The organism is Streptomyces bottropensis ATCC 25435 (assembly GCF_000383595.1).
GTDB classification, from domain to species: Bacteria; Actinomycetota; Actinomycetes; order Streptomycetales; family Streptomycetaceae; genus Streptomyces; species Streptomyces bottropensis.
Genome location: NZ_KB911581.1, coordinates 3,756,674 through 3,776,918, shown reverse-complemented (window position 1 = coordinate 3,776,918; position 20,245 = coordinate 3,756,674). Strand labels below are relative to the sequence as shown.

Here is a 20,245-nt window from a genome sequence, read left to right as displayed (position 1 = left end):
CGCGGTCGTAAGGGTGGTTCGTGCGGTGCGGTCGTCAGGCTGGTTCGTGCGGTGCGGTCGTGACGGCGGGCCGACGTCGGGCGGGGTCGTAGGGGCGGGCGGGTGGTCGTGGTGCTCTCAGGAGCGACTCGGAAGCGACCCGGGAGCGACAGGGACCGGATCGGGTGCGATCAGGAGTGGAACGGCAGGCCGGCGTCGGCCACCAGCTCCAGATCGTCGGTGTCCTCGGCGGGCAGCAGCGTGGCCGAGCCGTCGGTGACGGGCACGATGCCCAGCTCCAGCAGTTCGGCCATCGCGGCGCTGCCCGCCATGTCCCGCACCTGGAGCTGGTAACGCGCGGTCGTCCGGTACGTACCGCCGTTGTCGTCGCCGGTGCGCTGCAGGAACCCCGAGTCGGTCAGGAAGCCCACGGCCTTGCCGATGATGCCGGTGGTGGACCCGGCCAGGCGGCGCGCGTCCTTGGTGGCCCCGGTGGAGCTGCGTCTGGCCCAGATCCGCCAGGCCGACTCCAGGCCCGGTGCGTCGGTCGCCGGGTCGGTGTTCTCGCCCTGTTCCTCGGCGCGCTCCTCCAGCCGGCGGCAGGCCTGCCGGACGAAGGCGTCGACCCCGTTGACCGACACCCGCCCGATGTACCCGTCGTCCGCGAGGTCCTCCGGCCGGGGGAACGCCATGGCGGCCACGGCGAGATGGGCCAGCCCGTGCAGGAACCGGTCCACCGAGTCCGCCGCCGTCCGTCGCGCGTAGTCCCCCATCCGCACGGCGAAGACGGAGTCCTCGGCCGCCGTCACCGCCATGCCCGCCCGCGGTGACACCTCCAGCACGACCAGTCCCAGCCCGGTGGCCACGGCATCGGCGAGCCGCGCGAACCCCGGATCCTCCCGGTACCGCCGCAACAGCTCTCCGTACTCCTGGTCACGGGCGGGCTGCAGCTTCGGCTGCAGCCCGAAGGCGACGAGCCGGGCGGCGTCGGCGGCGTCGGCGGGTGTGAGGGCGGCAGTCACCGCAGGGGCGGCCGTCTCCGGCTCACTCCACTCGACATGCTCACTCACGGCAGGAACTCCTCGATCTCATCACCAGGCGGTACGGCAAGCGGCTCTCCAGGGGCGCGGTACACCGCGCGGGGCACCGCGCGATCAGCCACGACCGACCCGCACACGAACGGCGGCCGGGACCCCGGCGGCGTCCTCACGCCGCCTCCCTGTCCGCCGCCATCCCCGCGGAATCCAGCAGGGCCATCCCCACGATCAGATCCGCTCCACCGAACTCGGGATCGTCCAGCTCCACCCCGTCGTCCACGGCGAACAGCAGCTTCTCCTCGCCCTGCCGATAGGCCGTACCGACGGGCGGGCTGGCCGCGTGAACCGCCAACAGGGCCACCAGGTAGGGCAGTTCGGGATCCTGCAGGCGGGCCTCGGCCAACAGGCCGGACAGCCGACGCGGCGCGTCCGCCGGCAGATCCAGCAGGTGCTTCGCCGCCGCCAGCTGCTCCTCGCTGAACCGGCTGTCGTCGGGTGTGGCGATCAGATCCGGCTCGGGCATCTCCGCCCCGAGGTGTTCCCGCTCCACCGGGGGCGTGAACAGCAGCTCGACGAGGTCCCCGACCCGCACGGACCCCGGCGTGCGCAGGCCCGTCCCGCGTGCGAAGAACGCGTCGGTCACCCGCCGGGCCTCCTCCACGGGCAGCGGAAGCAGCGGCGCGAGGAGATGGCCGTAGAGGTCCGTCCCCGAGGTCGTCATCGGAGTGGCGAAGGCCTGCCGGTCCTGCTCGGCGCGGAACAGCGGTCCGGCCTCCAGCAGCCGGGACTGCAGCTGAGTGTGGCGGCGGATGCAGTCCTTGACGATGTCCACGAGCTCGGCGGCGCGCCGCTTGTGCTCGGGTTCCTCGGACTCGTCGCGGGCCTTGCGGATGTTGGTGAGGATCGCGTTCTCGTGGCGGTAGCGGTCGGCGACGTGGTCGAGTGCCTCGGCGATCATGTCGGGCACGGTCCGGAGCCAGTCGACCGCCCGCACGTTGCGCCGGGTGGCGTCCAGTGCCCTGCGCAGGGTCTCGGAGTACTGCACGGTCCGGTAGCGGGCCTGCTCGGCGGCGAGCTGGGCGTCCGCGAGCCGGCCCCGGCTGATCAGGACCTCCAGCTTGACCTCGGCGGCGATCTGGGCGCTGGTGACATCGGTGTCGAGGGCGCCCACCAGGACGTTGACGGCCTCGTCGGTCGTCCGGAGGCAGACACCGCCGCCGTAGCCGGGGACCTCCTCGATCAGCTTGAAGTCGTAGTCGCGGCGGACGTAGGTGCCGTCGGACGCGAACGTCCCGTACACGGCCCGGAAGCCGCGGTCGACACTGCCGACGTTGATCAGGTTCTCCAGGACCCAGCGGGCCACCCGCTCGTGCTCCTCGACGGGCCGCCGCGGTGCCTGGGCGGCGATGCGCGGGATGAGGCGGGCGACGATCTGGTCGTGGTCCGCGCCCGTGTCGAAGTCCATGTTCAGGGTGACCAGGTCGATGGCGGCGAGGGCGACCTCCGCCATGCCGTAGACCGAGTACTCACCGGCGAGGTTCGCCTTGCGCACGTCCAGGTCGTGCAAGGGCGCGGTGCAGGCGAGCGCGCGCAGCCGCCGCGCCAGACCCTCGTCGGCGGCCGGGCCCGGTGCCGGGCGCGGCCCCGCGCCGGGCTGGGGCGGAACGCTGTCCGTCGATGCGGGTGAAGTCACGGTGCACAGACTAGGTCCTGGGTCTGACAACGACCCAAATCGTTCCGCCGGGCGGGGCCGGGACGCCTCCGCCCGAGCCGTGCGTGGCCTCAGGAGACGTCGGCCACCCGTCGCCCGTACACCGTGACCAGGTTCTTCAGTGAGTCGTCCAGGTACGTCGCCAGCAGCCGCTCGGCCTCGTCCCGCTCCCCCCGCTGCAGGGTCCGCAGGATGAGGAGGTTGCGCGCCAGGTACGGCTCGTACAGCTCGCGCGGATCGTCCACCACGTGGAAGGCGAGGCGGAGTTCGGCGAAGACGCTGCGCATCAGTTCGTCGGTGCGGGCGCTGCCGGCGAGGGCGACCAGTTCGCGGTGGAAGTGGATGTTGGCGGTGGAGACGCCTTTCCAGTCGTCCTCGCGGGCCGCGCGCTGCCCTTCCGCGACGGCTTCGGCGAGCCTGTCGAGCCCGTACGGCGGGGCTCCGAGTCCGCGTACGACGGCGCATTCGACGAGGCGGCGGGTGCGGTAGATGTCCTCGACGTCCTCGATGGTCAGGACCCGCACGAAGACTCCGCGGTTGAGCTCGTGGACGAGGAGCCGTTCGTGGGTGAGCAGGCGGAACGCCTCGCGGAGGGTGTTGCGGGAGACGCCGAGGGCGCCGCCGATGCTGTCCTCGGACAGCCGTGTCCCAGGCGGGAAGAAGCCCTCGGCGATCCGGCTGCGGAGGATGTCCGAAACCCGCTCGGCGGTGCTGGTGCGGCCCAGGAGGGCGCGGTCGTCGGCAAGTCCGGTCAGTTCGGCGGCCATGCCGGAATTCAATCGCAGACTCGAGAACGAAACAACATAGGTATTGAAGGATCGTTCAACGATCCTCTACCTTGCTGGGCAGGCGCCCCTCCGTTCGACGCTCGGCGCCACACGTTCCGGCCCGCCCCGGCTCCCTTTCTCACGCACTCTCCCCCTCACCGCGAGGTGCCCATGAGTACGACCCCTCCCTCCCCGGTCCCGACCTCCACACCCCAGCCCGACACGGCCCCACCGGCCTTCGACGACGGCGCGTTCGGCTGGCTGCGCGCCCTCGGCCCGCGCGGCCGCCGCGCCTTCGGCGGTGCGTTCGGCGGCTATGCGCTCGATTCGTACGACTACTTCACGCTGCCGCTGAGCATGGTCGCGCTCACGGCCTACTTCGGCCTGGACAACGGCCAGACCGGACTGTTCACCACGGTCACCCTGGTCGTCTCGGCGATCGGCGGCGCCGCCGCGGGCGTGCTCGCGGACCGGATCGGGCGGGTCAAGGCCCTGATGATCACCGTGGTGACCTACGCGGTGTTCACCGTGGCCTGCGGCTTCGCGCCCAACTACGAGACGCTGCTGGTCTTCCGCGCCCTTCAGGGGCTGGGCTTCGGCGGTGAGTGGGCGGTCGGCGCGATCCTGGTCGCCGAGTACGCGAGCGCCAAGCACCGAGGGCGTACGCTCGGCGCGATCCAGAGCTCCTGGGCGGTCGGCTGGGGACTGGCCGTGATCGTGTACACGACCGTCTTCTCCTTCCTCGACGACGACCTGGCCTGGCGCGTGATGTTCTGGACCGGCGCGCTGCCCGCGCTCCTGGTGATCTGGGTGCGCCGCTCGGTCGAGGACGCCCCGCAGGCCGCCGCCGCGCGGGAGAGGAGCGCCGAGAAGGGCTCGTTCGCCGCGATCTTCCGACGGGGCACGGCCGCCTCGCCCGGTCTGCTGCGCACCACGGTCTTCGCGGTGCTGCTCTCCACCGGCGTCCAGGGCGGCTACTACACGCTGGCGACCTGGGTGCCCACGTATCTCAAGACGGAGCGGGGCCTGTCGGTCGTCGGCACCGGCGGCTACCTCACGTTCCTGATCTCCGGCGCCTTCATCGGCTATCTGACCGGCGGCTACCTCACCGACCGGCTGGGCCGCCGACGCAACATCTGGCTCTTCGCCGTGCTCTCGGCGCTGTGCATCCTGGCGTACGCGAACATCCCGAGCAGCGCGGACACCCTTCTCCTGGTGCTCGGCTTCCCGCTGGGGTTCTGCATGTCGGCGATCTTCAGCGGCTTCGGCTCGTTCCTCAGCGAGCTGTACCCGTCGGCCGTCCGGGGCACCGGGCAGGGCTTCACGTACAACACCGGGCGGGCCGTGGGGGCCGTCTTCCCCACCACGGTCGGCTTCCTGGCCGACAGCTGGGGCGTGGGCGGCGCGCTGATCTTCGGCGCGCTCGGCTACGGCCTCGCGGCGGTGGCCCTGCTCGGCCTCCCGGAGACACGCGGAAAGGAACTCGTGTGAACCCCATGACGACCGGGGACCGCCCCGCGGCCCGCACTCCCCAGAACCGGACCACCGCCACCGCCCCGCACGACCCGCCCCTCACCTCCGTCGATCCGCACGCGCACGCGTGGACCCCCGAGAAGGCCCGCGCGCGGTTCCGTTCCGGGGTCGCCGGCTCCACCGCCGGGGTCGCCGCCGGCCACACCCAGGCGAACCTGATCTCGGTGCCCGCCGACTGGGCGTACGACATGCTGCTGTTCTGCCAGCGCAACCCCAAGCCGTGTCCCGTGCTCGACGTGACGGACGCCGGCGCGTGGACGACGCCGCTCGCTCCGGGCGCGGACCTGCGCACCGATCTGCCGCGCTACCGGGTGTGGGAGCACGGCGAGCTGGTGGCGGAGCCGACGGACGTGGTCGACGTCTGGCGGGAGGACCTGGTGTCGTTCCTGATCGGGTGCAGCTTCACCTTCGAGTCGGCGCTGACCGGGGCGGGCGTCCCGATGCGCCACATCGAGCAGGGCCGCAACGTCTCCATGTACGTCACCGACCGCCGGTGCCGGCCCGCCGGGCGGATGCGCGGCCCGATGGTGGTGTCGATGCGTCCGGTGCCGCCCGAGCACCTGGCCACCGCGATCCGCGAGAGCAGCCTGCTGCCGGCCGTGCACGGCGGCCCGGTGCACTGCGGCGATCCGGCGGGCCTCGGCATCGCGGACCTGTCCCGCCCGGACTTCGGCGACCCGGTGGACGCGGAGCCGGACGACATCCCGGTGTTCTGGGCCTGCGGAGTGACACCGCAGGCCGCGGTGACGGCCTCGCGCCCGCCGTTCGCGATCACTCACGCGCCGGGGCAGATGTTCCTGACCGACGCCCGCGACGAGCAGTACCGCGTCCTGTGACGAACAAGCGGGAGAATGGCATTCATGAGCTCCATCGATCTCAACGCCGACCTCGGCGAGGGCTTCGGGCGCTGGACGCTGACCGACGACGAACAGCTGCTGTCCGTCGTCACCAGCGCCAATGTGGCCTGCGGTTTCCACGCCGGGGACGCGGCCACCATGCGACGGGTCTGCGAGCTGGCGGCCGAGCGCGGCGTACGGGTCGGGGCCCAGGTCTCGTACCGCGATCTGGCGGGCTTCGGGCGCCGCGCGATGGACGTGCCTTCCACCGAACTGGCGGCCGAGGTGGCGTACCAGATCGGCGCCCTGGAGGTCTTCGCCCGCGCGGCGGGCACGCGCGTGTCGTACGTGAAGCCGCACGGCGCGCTCTACAACCGGGTCGTGCACGACGCGGAGCAGGCGGCGGCGGTGGTCGACGGGGTGCTCCTCGCCGACGCCACGCTGCCCGTCCTCGGCCTGCCCGGCTCGCGTCTGCTCGCGCTGGCCGAGGGGGCGGGGCTGCCCGCCGTCACCGAGGCGTTCGCGGACCGCGCCTACACCGACGAGGGCACGCTGGTGCCGCGCGGCCGTGAGGGCGCCGTGATCACGGACGCCGACGCGGTGGTGGCCCGCTCGGTGGGTCTCGCCGGCGAGGGCACGGTCACGTCGCACTCCGGCGCGCGCATCGCCGTCCGGGCCCGCTCCCTGTGCCTGCACGGCGACACTCCGGGCGCGGTGGAACTGGCCCGGCGGGTACGGGCCGAGCTGGCGGCGACGGGCGTGCGTGTGGAGGCGTTCTCATGAGGGCGCTCCCGGTCGGGGACCGCGCGCTGCTGATCGAGGTGGGCACCGACGAGGAGGCGCAGGCGCTCCACGCCGAGCTGCTGCGCCGCCGCGAGACGGGCGAGCTGTCGGCGGGCGAGATCGTCCCCGCCGCCCGGACGGTCCTGCTGGACGGCCTCACCGACCCGACCCGCCTCGCCGGACGCCTCGCCTCCTGGGACATTCCGGCTCTCCCCCCGCGCGCGGGGGACGTCGTGGAGATCCCGGTCCGCTACGACGGCCCCGACCTGCCGGACGTCGCCGCCCACTGGGGTGTCGACGTCGCCGAGGTGGCCCGTCTCCACGCCGCGGCCGAGTACCGGGTGGCCTTCTGCGGCTTCGCCCCCGGCTTCGGCTACCTCACGGGGCTGCCCCGGGAGGTCCCGCGCCGGGCCACTCCCCGTACGGCGGTCCCCTCGGGATCGGTCGCGCTGGCCGGCCCGTACACCGGCGTGTACCCGCGTGCCTCCCCGGGCGGCTGGCAGCTGATCGGTACGACGGACGCCGTGCTGTGGGACACCGCGCGTGTGCCGGCCGCCCTGCTGGCGCCGGGCACACGGGTGCGCTTCACACCCGAGGGGGCATCGTGACGGACCACGCCCTCGTGGTGGTCCGGGCGGGTGCCCTGACCACCGTCCAGGACCGGGGCCGCCCCGGCCTGGCCCACCTCGGCGTACCCCGGTCGGGAGCGCTCGACGCGCCCGCGGCCGAGCTGGCCGGACGTCTGGTGGGCGATCCCCCCGGGGCCGCCGTCCTGGAGACCACACTCAACGGATGCTCCGTGCGCCCCCGCTCCACGGTCACCATGGCCGTCTGCGGGGCCCCCTGCGCCGTCACCCTGGACGGCCGCCCGGCCCCGTGGGGAGCGCCGCTACGGGTCCCGGGCGGGGCGCTCCTCGACATCGGGGCCGCCCGTTCCGGCGTGCGCAGCTACCTCGCCGTCTCCGGCGGCGTGACCGTGGAGCCGGTCCTCGGCAGCCGCTCCACGGACCTGCTGTCGGGCCTCGGCCCGCCGCCGCTGACGGACGGCACGGTGCTCCCGCTCGGCCGTCCGGGCCACCCCCACGCGCGCGTGGACGTCGTCCCGCATCCGGCGCCGCCCTCCGAACTCGTCCTGCGCGTGACCCTCGGCCCGCGCGACGACTGGTTCACGGACACTGCCCTGCGCACCCTCACCCGGCGCCCCTACGCCGTCTCGTCGGCGAGCAACCGCATCGGGCTGCGCACGGAGGGGCCCGCCCTGGAGCGCCTGCGCGCGGGTGAACTGCCCAGTGAGGGGATGGTGCTGGGGGCGGTCCAGGTGCCGCCGGACGGCCGCCCGGTGGTCTTCCTGGCCGACCACCCGACCACCGGGGGCTACCCGGTGATCGCGGTCGTCGACCCGGCGGACCTGCCCGCCGCGGCCCAGGCCACGCCGGGCACGCCGGTGCGGTTCGTCGCGGTGGGGCACCGCCGCTGACCGGTCCTCCGGCGCCGGCTCACGCCACCTCCGGGCTCTGGTCGGCCACGGTCAGCGCGGCGAGGGCCGCCGCCACCGCGTGGGAGGCGGACAGGTCCAGCCGGGCGCTGGTGCCGCGGGCCGTGTGGCGTACCTCGGCCGCGGCGAGGGTGAGGAGCTGCGGCAGGAGGTCGGTGCAGCGCCGGGCCACCCAGGCCGTGCCCGCGGTGGCCAACCACCACAGGCCGGCGCCGCGCGTGGGCGCCGGGGACCCGGGCTCGGCGGCGGGAGCCGGCCCTGTGGCGATCCCCGCCCCCGTGAGCAGCGCGTGGAAGCGGAGGGCGAACTGCCGGTGCCCCCGCTCACCGGGGTGCAGCCGGTCCACGCTCCACAGCGCACGGTCCGTCAGCCAGGCACCCTCCGAGGCGTGCAGATGCACCGCCCCGTGCCGCTCGGACAGGGCGTGGACGACGGTGTTGACGGCCCGCTGCCGTCGGGCGAGGGGCCGGGCGAGCGCCCCGGGCAGGCCGAGCATCGTCCCGGGGTCGGGCAGGCACGCGGTGAGCAGCACCACGTCCCGCTCCCGGAAGGCCCCGTAGATCTCGTCGAGGCGGGCGGCGACGGCGTGGATGTCGAAGGTGCGGCGCAGGGTGTCGTTGACGCCGACGACGACGGAGGCGATGTCCGGGCGGAGGGCGAGCGCGGCGGCCAGTTGCCCGTCGAGCACGTCGCGGGTCCGGGCGCCGCTGACGGCCAGGTTGACGAACCGTGTGCCGGGGCCGAGCCCGTCGGCGAGCAGCGCGGCCCAGCCCCGCCGACGCCCCCCGACCGGATCGCCCACGCCCTCGGTGAGGGAGTCGCCGAGGGCCACGAACCGTGCGGCTCTCATCCGACGCCCTCCCGTACCGGGCGCCCGACGGTGGCCTCGTGCGCGGCGAGGAACGCGTCCACCGCGGTCTGCCAGCCGAAGCACGCCGCACGCGCGCGTGCCGCGTCCCTGCGGTCGGTCTCGGACCGGTCGAGCAGCAGCTCGACGGCGTCCGCGAAGGACTCCCCGTCGTCCGCCGCCGTCGCCCCGGCCGAGCCGATCACCTCGGGCAGCGCGGACGACGAGCTGGCCACCACGGGCGTGCCGCAGGCCATGGCCTCCAGTGCGGCCAGCCCGAACGTCTCGGCGGGGCCGGGAGCCAGGGCCACATCGGCGGAGGCCTGCAGGGCGCCCAGCACGTCGCGGTCACCGACGTGCCCGAGGAAGGTCACCGGGAGCCCCTTCGCCCGCTGTTCGAGCCTGCCGCGCAGCGGCCCGTCACCGGCGACGACCAGCACGGCCCGCCGTCCGCGCCGGATCAGCACCTCCAGGGCCGCGAGGGCCGTACCGGGCCGCTTCTCGACGGACAGCCGGGAGCACATCACGAGCAGGATCTCGCCCTCGCGCGCGTACCGCCCACGCAGCGCCGCGTCCCGGAGGGCCGGGTGCCGTCCCACGAGATCGACGCCCAGCGGTGCCCGGACGACGTTCCGGGCACCGATCCGCACGAACTCCCGTTCGGCGAACTCGGTGGTGCACACCACCCGCGTGTAGGTGTGGGCCGTGCGGACGTTGAGGGCGTCGCAGGCCCGCCGGGCCATCCCCTCGGAGAGGCCCCAGGTGCGCAGCACGCCGTCGGCGGTCTCGTGCGAGACCATCACGGCGCGCACCCTGGCCCGCCGGGCCCACGCCCCGGTCCAGCGCAGCGTGGTCCGGTCGGAGACCTCCAGCCGGTCGGGCCCCAGCGACTCCAGCAGGCCGGCCACCCGCCGCCTGTCCATGAGGACGCGGTAGCCACCGGTCCCCGGCAGCAGCGGTCCGGGCAGGGTGATCACCCGGCCCTGCTCGGTCGCGCTGTCGGTGTACCGCTCGCCGGGCACGACGAGCACGGCCTCGTGCCCGGCGGCCTCGTATCCCGTGCCGAGTTCCCGCAGCGCGGTGCGCAGACCGCCCGAGGAGGGCGCGACGAAGTTGGCGAGCCGTACGATCCGCAGCTTCCGTCCGGCGTCCCCGCTCACGCGGCCACCGCCGTCCGCGTCGACAGCACGTCGGCGTAGTGCCCGAGGAGCTGGTCACCGACGGCCGCCCAGGTGCGCCCCTCGACCATGGCCCGCCCCGCGGCCCCGTACACGGCCCGCAGCTCCGCGTCGTCGGCCAGGGACCGCACGGCGTCGCGTACGGCGGCCGCGTCGCGGGGCGGGACCAGGAGCCCCGTGCGCCCGTGGGCGACGAGGTCCAGCGGCCCTCCGGCGGCCGGCGCCACCACGGGGACTCCGCTGGCCATGGCCTCCTGCACGGTCTGACAGAAGGTCTCGAAGGGGCCGGTGTGGGCGAAGACGTCGAAGGAGGCGAAGATCCGGGCGAGTTCGTCGCCGGTGCGGCGGCCGAGGAACACGGCCCCGGGCAGGGCCTCGCGCAGACCCGGCTCGCTGGGCCCGTCGCCCACGATCACGACCTTCACACCGTCCAGAGCGCACACCCCGGCGAGCAGTTCGATCTGCTTCTCGGGGGCGAGGCGGCCGACGTAGCCGACGATCGTCTCGCCGCCCGGTGCCAGTCGGCGGCGCAGCGCCTCGTCGCGCAGCTGGAGGCGGAACCGGACGGTGTCCACCCCGCGCGGCCACAGGCTGACCCGGGGCACACCGTGTGTCTCCAGGTCGCGCAGGGCCGCGCTGGACGGGGCGAGGGTGCGGTCGGCGGCGGCGTGCACGGAGCGGATGCGCCGCCAGGCCGCCGCCTCACCGGCGTGGACGTAGGTGCGGGCGTATCCGGCGAGATCGGTCTGGTAGATCGCGACGGCGGGGACACCGAGGCGGGCGGCGGCCGCCATGCCCCGGACACCGAGGACGAAAGGGCTGGCCAGGTGGACGATGTCGGCCCGGTGTTCGACGATCGCCGCGGCGACCCGGCGGCTGGGCAGGGCGACGCGGACCTGGGGATAGCCCGGCAGCGGGAGGGAGGGGACACGGACGACGGGGCACGGTGCCTGGAGGTCGGCTCCGGCCCCGGTTCCCTGGGCGGTGGCCGGGGCCACGACGAGCGGGGCGTGCCCCCGCGCGACGAGGTGCCGGGCGGTCTGCAGGGCGCAGTGGGCCACGCCGTTCACATCGGGGGGAAAGGACTCGGTCACTATGACGACACGCATACCCGTGTTGTCGTCGCACCGGACGTGGCCGCGTCAACGTGGATCTTTCCTGGCGGGGAACGTCCCATGAGCGTTGCGCTGCACACCTGTCCAGGTCAGACCGTGTCCATGCCCTCCTGACCTCCGGGTCGCCGAGCGTTCACATCGCGGGCATGTCGGGGCCGATCCGACTGCGTACGGCGCTCTGGACGTCGTCCTCCTCGGCCGGGTCGGCGGCGAGCCGGCGGAGCTGGTCGACGACGCGCGTGTCACCGGTCTCGGCGTGCCGGGCGGCGATCTCGCGGGTGGTCTCCTCGCAGTCCCAGAGGCACTCGACGGCGAAGCCGGCCGGGAAGGAGGGATCGGTGGCGGCGAGCGCGCGGGCGGCGCGGCCGCGGAGATGGGAGGAGGCGGTCTCGCGGTAGATATGGCGCAGGACGGGCGCGGCGCAGGCGATGCCGAGGCGGCCGGTGCCGTCGACGAGCGTCCACAGGGTCGGCGCGTCGGGCCCTTCGCCCCGTACGGCCTCCCGCAGCGCGCTCAGCACCAGATCGCTGTCCTTGGCTCCGCCGAGACAGGCGAGCAGTCGTCCGGCGGCGGCGCCCAGCGGGTCGGGCCGGTGCACCCAGCCACGCGCCCGGTCGACGGCGGCCAGGCTGCGCATCCGTTCGAAGGCAGCGACGGCGGCCTCCACGACCGTCGTCGTCCCGTCGGTCACGGCGCCCTCGATCAGGTCGAGGGCGTCCGGATCGTTGCCGTCGGCGAGGTAGCGCAAGGCTGTGCAGCGGGCGCCGTCGTCCCCGGTCCGGGCCGCGAGGAGGATCTCGGGCCGGTCCTCGGGGCCGGCGACGGCCGTCAGACACCGGGCGGCCGGCACATGGAGGACGGCTCCGCGTTCGATGCCCTGCTGGGCCCACTCGAACACGGCCCTGACGCTCCACCCAGGCCGGGGCCCGCTCGGCCGCATCTGCCGCTGCCAGCGGTCGAAGCAGCCGGTCTCCTGTGCGGCTCGCACGCGGGTGGCGACCGCCTCCCGGGGATCGTCGGCCCACAGCCGCCAGGGCCGCGGTTCGAAGGCGTCGCGGACGGCGGCGGCCAGCTCGGCCTCGCCCTCCGGGTCGGTGGTGAAGCGGGCCAGCACGGGTTCGGCGAGGGCGCGCAGCCCTTCGTCGTCGTCCCTGAGGGCCAGCTCGTCGAGGGCCCAGGCCCAGCTGGTGCCGACGGCGGCGTACCTGCGCAGCAGTTCGAGCGCGTCCCGCCTGCCGTACGAGGCGAGGTGCCCGAGGACCGCGAGGGCCAGCCCGGTGCGTGACTCGTCGGTGTCCAGCACGTCCTCGGCGTCGAAGAGGTGCCGCTCGATCTCGTCCAGCTCGCCGCTGAGGTCGAGGTAGAGACGGGCGTAGTACAGGGAGCGGTTCTCCACCTGCCAGTCGTGGCGGGGGTCGCGCAGCACACAGTGGTTCAGTGCCGCGAGCGCCTCGGCCCGCGGGGCGGTGAGCGCGTGCAGGGTGCCGTCGCCGCGGCCCCGCTGCAGCAGGCCGAGCAGCGTACCGCTGGGCGCTATGACCGGTTCGAACATGGGAAACAGCCTCACATCAAGCGTCGACGCAACCGGGGATCTTGCTTTACCTGGCCGCGTGACAACACGTCGGAGCGCCCGCCGTCTCTTGCTTGCTGTAGACCATCTTCCTCTGCCTCTCGTCGGTGGCCCATGCGGACCGCGTCACGGCCCACGCGGTGCGGCAACACCTGCCCAGCCATCATGTCCGTGAATCACGACGTCATGATGACCCGGCGGTTCTTCCTACCGCGACCGAAATATCCGGCGGCCCCGTTCCGCCTCCCCCGTCTTTCGTGTTCTTTGCTGGTCAGAACATGTGGATCAGTGTGCTGCGAACAGTTCGAGCAGTTCTGTCTTACCGAACATCCGTGCGGTATCGATCGCGTTCGGAGTGCCCGCGGCCGGGTCGGCCCCGCTGTCCAGAAGGACCCGGACGACGCTCTCCTCACCCTTGAAAACCGCCCCGGCGAGGGGGGTCTGCCCCCGGTCGTTGACGCGGTCGGCCTCCCCGCCACGGGCGAGGAGGGCCCGCACCGCGTCGGCGTGACCGTGGTACGCGGCGAGCATCACGAGCGAGTCGCCGCGGTCGTTGGTGAGGTCGGCCGGAATCCCCGCGTCGACGTACGCCACGAGCGCCTCGGTCTCGCCCCGTCGGGCCAGATCGAAGATCCTCGTCGCCAGCTCCACGACCTCCGGGTCGGGGGCTTCGCTCATCGCCGGGACCACCTCTCACAAACGCACTTCGAGCCGAACGGGTGAATCGCCAGAGTACTGGCTTCCCGCACGCGGCAGCGGACGCAGCCGAGGCAAAGATCACACCGAGTCCCGTCCCGCGCAACAGCCCAGCCCGGACGGCCCAGCCAGGATTCGGCCACTCAGGCGAAATCAGCAGAATTTCACTCTTTTGCACCTTTTATCGTATGGATACATGCGGTGACTCTGGAAGAACTCATGGTGACTGTCCCCATCAACCAGGAGAACCCACATGATCCTGAACATCTCAGGCGTCGTCCTGCTCGGCGTCATCGTCTTCCTGTTCTTCCGCAAGGACGGCCTGAAGGCCTCGCACTGCATCGTCGTCACCCTCTTCGGGTTCTACCTCGCCAGCACGGGCATCGCCCCGAGCATCACAGCGGGCGGCGAAAGCCTCGCGAGCCTCCTCGGCGGGATCAAGTTCTGACCCCGTCCCCATCCGCACGCACCCCCAGGAGACAGCCGTGGCCCGGGTCCCCCTCCCCCGCATTCTGAGCAGCGGCGGCGCGCACCTCGCCAGAAGCCGGGAGCTGGCCCGGACGGCCGCCGACGGCGCCACCGACGTCCTCCACCCGTTGATCACGATCACGCGTGGACTGCGCCGGCTGGTCGCCGCCGGGCGGCTCAGATGGGCACAGACCCCGAAGGACCGCCGCGGGTCACTGCTCTTCCTGGCGGCCTCGGTCGTCCTGGTCGTGACCCTGGTGCCGTACGGCCCGCTGCTCGCCGTCATCGCCCTGATGGCGGCGGCAGCCTGGGCGGGCCGCGCCGGCGCCGTTGCGGAGCCGACGGGCCCCGACGAGTCGCAGACCCAGCGCCTGCGGTCCCTCTACGAGGCCCTGGTCCCCTACTTCTCGTCCCCCGAGGACCCCGAGCCCCTCTACGCGCACGGGGGCCCCTGGGAGGACGCCTTCCCCGCCTACGCGTTCGACGGAACCGGCCGCGTCAACCGGCTGCTGGTCCGCTATCCCGCCTACTTCACCGACGGCGAGGCGGAGTCCCGCGCGCGGATCGAACAGCTGCTGCACGCCAAGGCGGGCCGCGGCCGTGAGTACCGCTTCACCTGGGACGAGGAGGGCAACGAACTCACCGTCACCGTCCTCCCCCCGCTCGCCTCCGACATCACCGCCCAGCGCTTCGTCACGGCACCGGGCGAGACGGTCCTCGGCTTCACCGACGCCGTCCACGTCCAGCGCACCCTCCCCCTCACCTGCGCAGAGGAACGGCGCGACGTGCCGCCGGTCGTCTGGCGCACCGGCGCACGCTCCACCGAACCGCACCTGCTGGCCGTGGGCGGACCCGGCAGCGGCACGACGACCCTCCTGCGCTGCATCGCCCTCCAGGCCCTGCAGCACGGCGACGTCGTCATCGTCGAGGGCGGCGGCAGCGGCGAGTACGCCTGCCTCACGGGGCGCGACGGCGTCCTCGCCGTCGAGAGCGGGCTCGGTGGAGTCCTGGCGAGCCTGGAGTGGGCCTCCCAGGAGACCGAACGCCGGCTGATCGCCATGAACGGCGCCCGCCAGGCGGGGCATCCCCCGCCGGACGACGTCCGCCGCCCTCTCTGGCTTCTCCTCGACCGCCCGAGCGTGCTGAGCCACCTCGCTGCAGCCGACGGCCGCCGCGACCCGCAGTCCCTGCTCCAGGTCCCCCTGCGCCACGGCCGCGCGGTCAACGTCACCGTCGTGATCACCGAACAGTTCGACCATCTGGACACCCTCACGGACGCGGTACGCGGGCACACCCGCGCGCGCGTCGTCCTGGGTCCCGCCTCACCCGAGCAGATGGCGACGGTCCTGGGCACGGCACCCCCCACCACCCCCGCCCCGGACGTCCCTCCGGGCCGCGGCTACGCCCGCCTGGGCGCCGCCCCCACCCTCCGCCTCCAGGTCCCCGCCACCCCGGACCCCCACGACGAGAACACCCCCGAGGCCCACCGTCAGGCGATCCTCGACCTGCTCCCGCCGCACACGACCCCGGCGGACACCCTCACCAAGGCCGCGCCGGTGGAGACCTGAGGCCCCGTCAGGCCACGAACGTCCGCGGCCCCTCGCTCCCGCCCGGCGCGCCGTCGCGCACCAGCCGCGCCGCCGCGGCCAACCGCGCGGCCGCCTCCTCGGCGACCGCTCCCCCCACGGTGAACGGCAGGCGCACATACCCCTCGAAGGCCCCGTCGACCCCGAACCGGGGCCCGGAGGGCACCCGCACCCCGACCCGCTCGCCCATCTCCGCGAGCCGCGACCCCGACAGGCCCCCGGTACGGACCCACAGGGTCAGCCCACCCCTCGGCTCCGCGAACTCCCAGTCCGGCAGCTCCCGGCGCACCGCCGCCACCAGCGCGTCCCGGTTGCCCCGGGCCTGCTCCCGCCGGATCCCCACGGCCTGCGCCCAACCCCCGGTACTCATCAGCCAGTTCACGGCCAGCTGTTCCAGCACGGGTGTCCCCAGATCGGCGTACGCCCGTGCCGCGACGAGGCTCCGGATCACATCCGGCGCCGCCCGCACCCACCCGATCCGCATGCCCGCCCAGAACGCCTTGCTCGCCGACCCCACCGTGATGACGGTGGATCCCGCCGGATCGAACGCGCACACGGGGCGCGGCATCTCCACATCGTCGTCGAGCCACAACTCGCTCATCGTCTCGTCGGCCACGAGCACCGTCCCGGCGCCCCGGGCCGCGTCGACGAGCCCCCGGCGCCGGTCCTCGTCGGCGAGGGCCCCGGTGGGGTTGTGGAAGTCGGCGACGACATAGGCGAGCCGGGGCGCCGCGTCCCGCAGGACCTGCCGCCACCGGTCCATGTCCCACCCGGCGAGCCCGTCGGCCATGGCGACCGGCACCAGCCGCGCCCCCGCCTCCCGCATCAGCTGCAGGATGTTGGCGTACGACGGCGACTCCACCGCGATCCGCTCCCCGCGTCCCGCGAAGAGGTGACAGATCGCGTCCATGGCGCCCATGGCCCCGGTCGTGACCATGATCTGCTCGGGCATCGTCGGAATGCCGCGCGCGGTGTAGCGGTCGGCGAGCATCGAGCGCAGCGCGGGCAGGCCGGCCGGGTAGTCGCCGTGCGTGTGGGCGTAGGGCGGCAGCTCCTCCAGCGCGCCCTGCACGGCCCTCGTGAGCCAGGGCTCGGGGGCGGGCAGGGCCGCGCAGCCCAGGTCGATCATGGAACCGAGCGTCTCGGGCGGCAGCGGTTCCAGTCCGCGCGCGGGCAGCGGATTCCCGGCCGGTACGGCCGTCCAGCTGCCCGCTCCCCGCCGGGACTCCAGGAACCCCTCGGCGCGCAGCGCCTCGTAGGCCGCCGCGACGGTCGTACGGCTGACGGAGAGGGCCAGTGCCAGCTCCCGTTCGGCGGGCAGCCGGGCGGCCACGGGCACCCGGCCCTCCAGGACCAGCAGCCGGATGCCGTCGGCCAGCGCACGGTAGGCGGGCGGGCGGCGGGTGCCCGGCCCGGCGGGGCGCTCCTGTTGCGAGGTGAGCAGCCGCGCGAGCTGAGCCGCCCCCACCGCCGAAGTCCACTGCGCCATGATTTCCAGTCCACCTTCCCCGAATTGGCCATGGATGGCTTGACTCTCCAAGCCACACAGTGTCATGTGTCAGGCCACCGGCACCACCCAGGGGGAAAGCCTTGCCCGCCGCACAGCACGAGCCGCCGCACGATCCGCAGCCGGACCCGCAACCGGACCCGCAGAACCGGCGGGACGGACACCGTCCGCAGCCCCGCCGTCTGGGCCGTCGGCTGATCCAGCTCTACACGGGCCTCGCCCTCTACGGCGCCAGCTCCGCCCTCCTCGTGCAGGCCGGCCTCGGTCTGGAACCGTGGAACGTGCTGCACCAGGGCCTGGCGGAGCTGACCGGCCTGACCATCGGCGTGGTCTCGATCGTCGTGGGCGCGCTGGTGCTCCTGTTGTGGATCCCGCTGCGCCAGCGCCCGGGCCTCGGCACCGTCTCGAACGTCTTCGTGGTCGGCATCGCGATGGACGCCACGCTGGCCCTGGTGCCCGAGGCGCACACCATGGCCGTGCGGATCCCCCTGCTCGTCGCGGGGATCGTGCTGAACGGCGTGGCGACCGGCCTCTACATCGCGGCGCGCTTCGGACCGGGCCCGCGCGACGGCCTGATGACGGGACTGCACCGCCGTACGGGACGCTCGGTCCGGCTGATGCGGACCGCCGTGGAGGTGGCGGTGCTGGCGACGGGCTTCGCCCTCGGCGGCACGGTCGGCGTGGGAACCGCTCTCTACGCCCTCTCCATCGGCCCGCTGGCCCAGCTCTTCCTGCGCCTGTTCGCCGTCCCCTCGGAATCCGGCAGCACGGTCGTCGCCACCGGGCCATCGAAGCGGGCCATACTGCCCGGGTGACCGCCCTCGTACGCCACCCCTACCTCGACCATCCCGGCCCGATCGCCTTCGCCCACCGGGGCGGGGCGGCGGACGGCCTGGAGAACACCATGGCCCAGTTCCGGCGGGCGGTTGAGTCGGGTTACCGCTACATCGAGACCGACGTCCACGCCACGCTCGACGGCAAACTGGTCGCCTTCCACGACTCCACCCTGGACCGGATGACCGACGGGGCGGGCCGGATAGCGGATCTGCCGTGGAAGGAGATACGGCACGCGCGCGTGGCGGGTGCCGAGCCGGTGCCTCTCTTCGAGGACCTCCTCGAGGCGTTCCCCGAGGTCCGCTGGAACGTGGACATGAAGGCGGAGCCCGCGCTCCACCCCCTGCTCAACCTGATCGCCCGCACCGGGTCCTGGGACCGCGTCTGCGTCGGCTCCTTCTCCGAGTCCCGGGTCGCCCGCGCCCAGCGCCTCGCCGGACCGCGTCTGGCCACCTCGTACGGCACGGGCGGCGTGCTGGGCCTGCGGCTGCGGTCCTGGGGCCTGCCGGCCGCGCTGCGCCGTACGGCGGTCGCCGCACAGGTGCCCGAAACGCAGTCCGGGGTGCCGGTGGTCGACCGCCGGTTCGTGCGCGCCGCCCACGCGCGCGGGCTGCAGGTCCACGTCTGGACCGTGAACGAACCGCAACGCATGCACCGGCTGCTGGACCTGGGCGTCGATGGCATCATGACCGATCACATCGACACGCTGCGCGAGGTGCTTGAGGACCGGGGGACCTGGGTCTGACGCCTCGCGCGGCCCTTCAGGGGGAAGCGAGGGGCACGGGTGGGCACCGACACCGTGCGGACGGACCCGGCCGACGAGGCCGCGGGCAGGCGGCGCGAACAGCGCGGCTGGTACTTCTACGACTGGGCCTGCTCCGTCTACTCGACCAGCGTCCTGACCGTGTTCCTCGGTCCCTATCTGACCGAGGTCGCCAAGTCCGCCGCCGACGCGGACGGTTACGTCCACCCGCTGGGCATATCGGTCCGCGCCGGCTCCTTCTTCGCGTACTCGGTGTCCCTGTCGGTGATCGTGGCCGTCGTGATCATGCCGCTGGTGGGCGCGGCCGCCGACCGTACCGGCCGCAAGAAGCCCCTCCTGGGCGCGGCCGCCTACGTCGGCGCCGGCGCCACCGCCGGCATGTTCTTCCTGGACGGCGAGCGCTACCTGCTCGGCGGGATCCTGCTGATCATCGCGAACGCGGCGCAGTCCGTGGCGATGATGCTCTACAACTCCTATCTCCCGCAGATCGCGCCCCCGGAGGAACGCGACGCCGTCTCCTCGCGGGGCTGGGCGTTCGGCTACGCGGCCGGTTCCCTGGTCCTGGTCGGGAACCTGATCCTCTTCACCGCCCACGACTCCTTCGGCGTCTCCGAGGGCATGGCCGTGCGCATCTGTCTGGCCTCGGCCGGCCTGTGGTGGGGCGCGTTCACCCTGATCCCGCTCAGCCGCCTGCGCGACCGCCGCAGCCCGGCGGGCGGGTCCGAGGGGCCGACGGAGGCGACCGCCCCCGGTCTGCGCCAGCTCGCCGCGACCGTCCGGGACATGCGCCGCCACCCGCTGACCCTGGCCTTCCTCCTCGCCTACCTCGTCTACAACGACGGCATCCAGACGGTGATCTCCCAGGCCTCGGTCTACGGCTCCGAGGAACTCGACCTGGAGCAGTCCACGCTCATCGTGGCGGTCCTGCTGGTGCAGATCCTCGCGGTGGGCGGGGCCCTCGGCATGGGCCGGCTCTCCCGCCGCTACGGCGCCAAGCGGACGATCCTCGGCTCCCTGGTCGCGTGGACGCTGATCCTCGGCGCCGGCTACTTCCTCCCGGCGGGCGCCCCCGTCTGGTTCTTCGTCCTCGCCTCGGGCATCGGCCTGGTCCTCGGCGGCAGCCAGGCCCTCTCCCGCTCGCTCTTCTCCCACCTCGTCCCGCCCGGGAAGGAGGCGGAATACTTCTCCGCGTACGAGATGAGCGACCGCGGCATGAGCTGGCTCGGCCCGCTGCTGTTCGGTGTGACGTACCAGCTGACCGGAAGTTATCGGGACGCCATCATCTCCCTGGTGGTCTTCTTCGTCCTGGGATTCGCCCTGCTCGCGAGGGTTCCGGTGCGCCGGGCGATCAGCGACGCGGGCAATCCCGTACCGGACAGGATTTAGCGCCGGGAGCGAAAGGGCTGTAGTGTACGCGTTTGGCCTGCCAGGCGTACCGTTACTGCGCGTCAAAGATGCCGAAACGCTGGGTGACATCTGCTGTCAGATGTGACAAACCGGGCGCGGGTGGGTACAACAAGGGCGGCTACGACGGCGACGC

19 protein-coding genes are annotated in these 20,245 nt (G+C 73.4%); 10 read left to right on the top strand and 9 right to left on the bottom strand.

The window, feature by feature from the left end; all coding sequences use genetic code 11:
• Window positions 1-170: 170 nt before the first annotated feature.
• The 3 genes from STRBO_RS0116700 to STRBO_RS0116690 form a co-directional block, all read right to left on the bottom strand.
• Complete coding sequence (locus tag STRBO_RS0116700; protein ID WP_005485604.1) at window positions 171-1,049, bottom strand: hypothetical protein; 879 nt, start codon at window positions 1,047-1,049, stop codon at window positions 171-173.
• Between the two features lie 136 nt (window positions 1,050-1,185).
• Window positions 1,186-2,709, bottom strand: coding sequence for a membrane protein (locus STRBO_RS0116695; RefSeq protein WP_020114482.1), 1,524 nt, complete (start codon window positions 2,707-2,709; stop codon window positions 1,186-1,188).
• Between the two features lie 89 nt (window positions 2,710-2,798).
• Window positions 2,799-3,494 carry a GntR family transcriptional regulator gene (locus STRBO_RS0116690; protein WP_005485599.1) on the bottom strand — a complete coding sequence of 232 codons (696 nt, stop codon included), beginning with the start codon at window positions 3,492-3,494 and terminating at the stop codon, window positions 2,799-2,801.
• Window positions 3,495-3,665: 171 nt separating this feature from the next.
• On the opposite strand from STRBO_RS0116690, the gene STRBO_RS0116685 reads away from it, so the two are divergent.
• Genes STRBO_RS0116685 through STRBO_RS0116665 form a run of 5 tightly spaced genes read left to right on the top strand, consistent with a single transcriptional unit; the run spans window position 3,666 to window position 8,123 of the window.
• Window positions 3,666-4,985, top strand: a complete 1,320-nt coding sequence (locus STRBO_RS0116685; protein WP_005485598.1) for an MFS transporter — start codon at window positions 3,666-3,668, stop codon at window positions 4,983-4,985.
• On the top strand, window positions 4,982-5,863 hold the full coding sequence (locus STRBO_RS0116680; RefSeq protein ID WP_005485597.1) for a putative hydro-lyase: 882 nt from the start codon (window positions 4,982-4,984) through the stop codon (window positions 5,861-5,863). The genes STRBO_RS0116685 and STRBO_RS0116680 overlap by 4 nt, the downstream gene beginning before the upstream one ends.
• 24 nt (window positions 5,864-5,887) lie before the next feature.
• Complete coding sequence (locus tag STRBO_RS0116675; RefSeq protein WP_020114481.1) at window positions 5,888-6,646, top strand: LamB/YcsF family protein; 759 nt, start codon at window positions 5,888-5,890, stop codon at window positions 6,644-6,646.
• Window positions 6,643-7,254: a 5-oxoprolinase subunit B family protein gene (locus STRBO_RS0116670; RefSeq protein ID WP_005485594.1), complete on the top strand. Its 612-nt coding sequence runs from the start codon at window positions 6,643-6,645 to the stop codon at window positions 7,252-7,254. The genes STRBO_RS0116675 and STRBO_RS0116670 overlap by 4 nt, the downstream gene beginning before the upstream one ends.
• A complete protein-coding gene (locus STRBO_RS0116665) occupies window positions 7,251-8,123 on the top strand; it encodes a 5-oxoprolinase subunit C family protein (RefSeq protein ID WP_005485593.1) in 873 nt (290 codons plus the stop codon). The genes STRBO_RS0116670 and STRBO_RS0116665 overlap by 4 nt, the downstream gene beginning before the upstream one ends.
• 19 nt (window positions 8,124-8,142) lie before the next feature.
• On the opposite strand, the gene STRBO_RS0116660 is transcribed toward STRBO_RS0116665, so the two are convergent.
• From STRBO_RS0116660 to STRBO_RS0116640, 5 genes are all read right to left on the bottom strand, one after another.
• Window positions 8,143-8,991 carry an SGNH/GDSL hydrolase family protein gene (locus STRBO_RS0116660; RefSeq protein ID WP_005485591.1) on the bottom strand — a complete coding sequence of 283 codons (849 nt, stop codon included), beginning with the start codon at window positions 8,989-8,991 and terminating at the stop codon, window positions 8,143-8,145.
• On the bottom strand, window positions 8,988-10,148 hold the full coding sequence (locus tag STRBO_RS0116655) for a glycosyltransferase (RefSeq protein ID WP_005485590.1): 1,161 nt from the start codon (window positions 10,146-10,148) through the stop codon (window positions 8,988-8,990). The genes STRBO_RS0116660 and STRBO_RS0116655 overlap by 4 nt, the downstream gene beginning before the upstream one ends.
• Window positions 10,145-11,275 (bottom strand): glycosyltransferase family 4 protein, encoded by a 1,131-nt coding sequence (locus STRBO_RS0116650; RefSeq protein WP_005485589.1) that lies wholly within the window; start codon window positions 11,273-11,275, stop codon window positions 10,145-10,147. Before STRBO_RS0116650 ends, STRBO_RS0116655 begins: the two co-directional genes overlap by 4 nt.
• A gap of 139 nt (window positions 11,276-11,414) precedes the next feature.
• Entirely contained in the window at window positions 11,415-12,833 is a 1,419-nt protein-coding gene (locus STRBO_RS0116645) for a HEAT repeat domain-containing protein (RefSeq protein ID WP_005485588.1), read from the bottom strand.
• A 303-nt stretch (window positions 12,834-13,136) separates the two neighbouring features.
• Window positions 13,137-13,529: an ankyrin repeat domain-containing protein gene (locus STRBO_RS0116640; protein WP_020114480.1), complete on the bottom strand. Its 393-nt coding sequence runs from the start codon at window positions 13,527-13,529 to the stop codon at window positions 13,137-13,139.
• Window positions 13,530-13,800: 271 nt separating this feature from the next.
• Here STRBO_RS0116640 and STRBO_RS0116635 point away from each other — a divergent pair, with 271 nt between their 5' ends.
• Both STRBO_RS0116635 and STRBO_RS0116630 read left to right on the top strand, forming a co-directional pair.
• Window positions 13,801-13,995, top strand: coding sequence for a hypothetical protein (locus STRBO_RS0116635; protein ID WP_005485586.1), 195 nt, complete (start codon window positions 13,801-13,803; stop codon window positions 13,993-13,995).
• Between the two features lie 37 nt (window positions 13,996-14,032).
• Window positions 14,033-15,583 (top strand): ABC transporter ATP-binding protein, encoded by a 1,551-nt coding sequence (locus STRBO_RS0116630; protein WP_005485585.1) that lies wholly within the window; start codon window positions 14,033-14,035, stop codon window positions 15,581-15,583.
• Between the two features lie 7 nt (window positions 15,584-15,590).
• Here STRBO_RS0116630 and STRBO_RS0116625 read toward each other — a convergent pair whose 3' ends face one another.
• On the bottom strand, window positions 15,591-17,090 hold the full coding sequence (locus STRBO_RS0116625; protein ID WP_028796693.1) for an SCO1417 family PLP biosynthesis transcription factor: 1,500 nt from the start codon (window positions 17,088-17,090) through the stop codon (window positions 15,591-15,593).
• 101 nt (window positions 17,091-17,191) lie between these two features.
• Here STRBO_RS0116625 and yczE point away from each other — a divergent pair, with 101 nt between their 5' ends.
• Genes yczE through STRBO_RS0116610 form a run of 3 tightly spaced genes read left to right on the top strand, consistent with a single transcriptional unit; the run spans window position 17,192 to window position 20,091 of the window.
• Window positions 17,192-17,923, top strand: coding sequence for a membrane protein YczE (gene yczE / locus STRBO_RS0116620; protein WP_005485583.1), 732 nt, complete (start codon window positions 17,192-17,194; stop codon window positions 17,921-17,923).
• Entirely contained in the window at window positions 17,920-18,687 is a 768-nt protein-coding gene (locus tag STRBO_RS0116615) for a glycerophosphodiester phosphodiesterase family protein (RefSeq protein ID WP_005485582.1), read from the top strand. Before yczE ends, STRBO_RS0116615 begins: the two co-directional genes overlap by 4 nt.
• A gap of 39 nt (window positions 18,688-18,726) precedes the next feature.
• Window positions 18,727-20,091, top strand: a complete 1,365-nt coding sequence (locus tag STRBO_RS0116610) for an MFS transporter (RefSeq protein WP_005485581.1) — start codon at window positions 18,727-18,729, stop codon at window positions 20,089-20,091.
• Window positions 20,092-20,245 lie beyond the last annotated feature (154 nt).

What these genes read in the sequence shown, in the direction of transcription:
- STRBO_RS0116690 (WP_005485599.1), bottom strand. Translation starts at nt 3,494, where the DNA reads ATGGCCGCCGAACTGACCGGACTTGCCGACGACCGCGCCCTCCTGGGC.
- STRBO_RS0116685 (WP_005485598.1), top strand. Translation starts at nt 3,666, where the DNA reads ATGAGTACGACCCCTCCCTCCCCGGTCCCGACCTCCACACCCCAGCCC.
- STRBO_RS0116675 (WP_020114481.1), top strand. Translation starts at nt 5,888, where the DNA reads ATGAGCTCCATCGATCTCAACGCCGACCTCGGCGAGGGCTTCGGGCGC.
- STRBO_RS0116670 (WP_005485594.1), top strand. Translation starts at nt 6,643, where the DNA reads ATGAGGGCGCTCCCGGTCGGGGACCGCGCGCTGCTGATCGAGGTGGGC.
- STRBO_RS0116660 (WP_005485591.1), bottom strand. Translation starts at nt 8,991, where the DNA reads ATGAGAGCCGCACGGTTCGTGGCCCTCGGCGACTCCCTCACCGAGGGC.
- STRBO_RS0116650 (WP_005485589.1), bottom strand. Translation starts at nt 11,275, where the DNA reads ATGCGTGTCGTCATAGTGACCGAGTCCTTTCCCCCCGATGTGAACGGC.
- STRBO_RS0116645 (WP_005485588.1), bottom strand. Translation starts at nt 12,833, where the DNA reads ATGTTCGAACCGGTCATAGCGCCCAGCGGTACGCTGCTCGGCCTGCTG.
- STRBO_RS0116640 (WP_020114480.1), bottom strand. Translation starts at nt 13,529, where the DNA reads ATGAGCGAAGCCCCCGACCCGGAGGTCGTGGAGCTGGCGACGAGGATC.
- STRBO_RS0116635 (WP_005485586.1), top strand. Translation starts at nt 13,801, where the DNA reads ATGATCCTGAACATCTCAGGCGTCGTCCTGCTCGGCGTCATCGTCTTC.
- STRBO_RS0116625 (WP_028796693.1), bottom strand. Translation starts at nt 17,090, where the DNA reads ATGGCGCAGTGGACTTCGGCGGTGGGGGCGGCTCAGCTCGCGCGGCTG.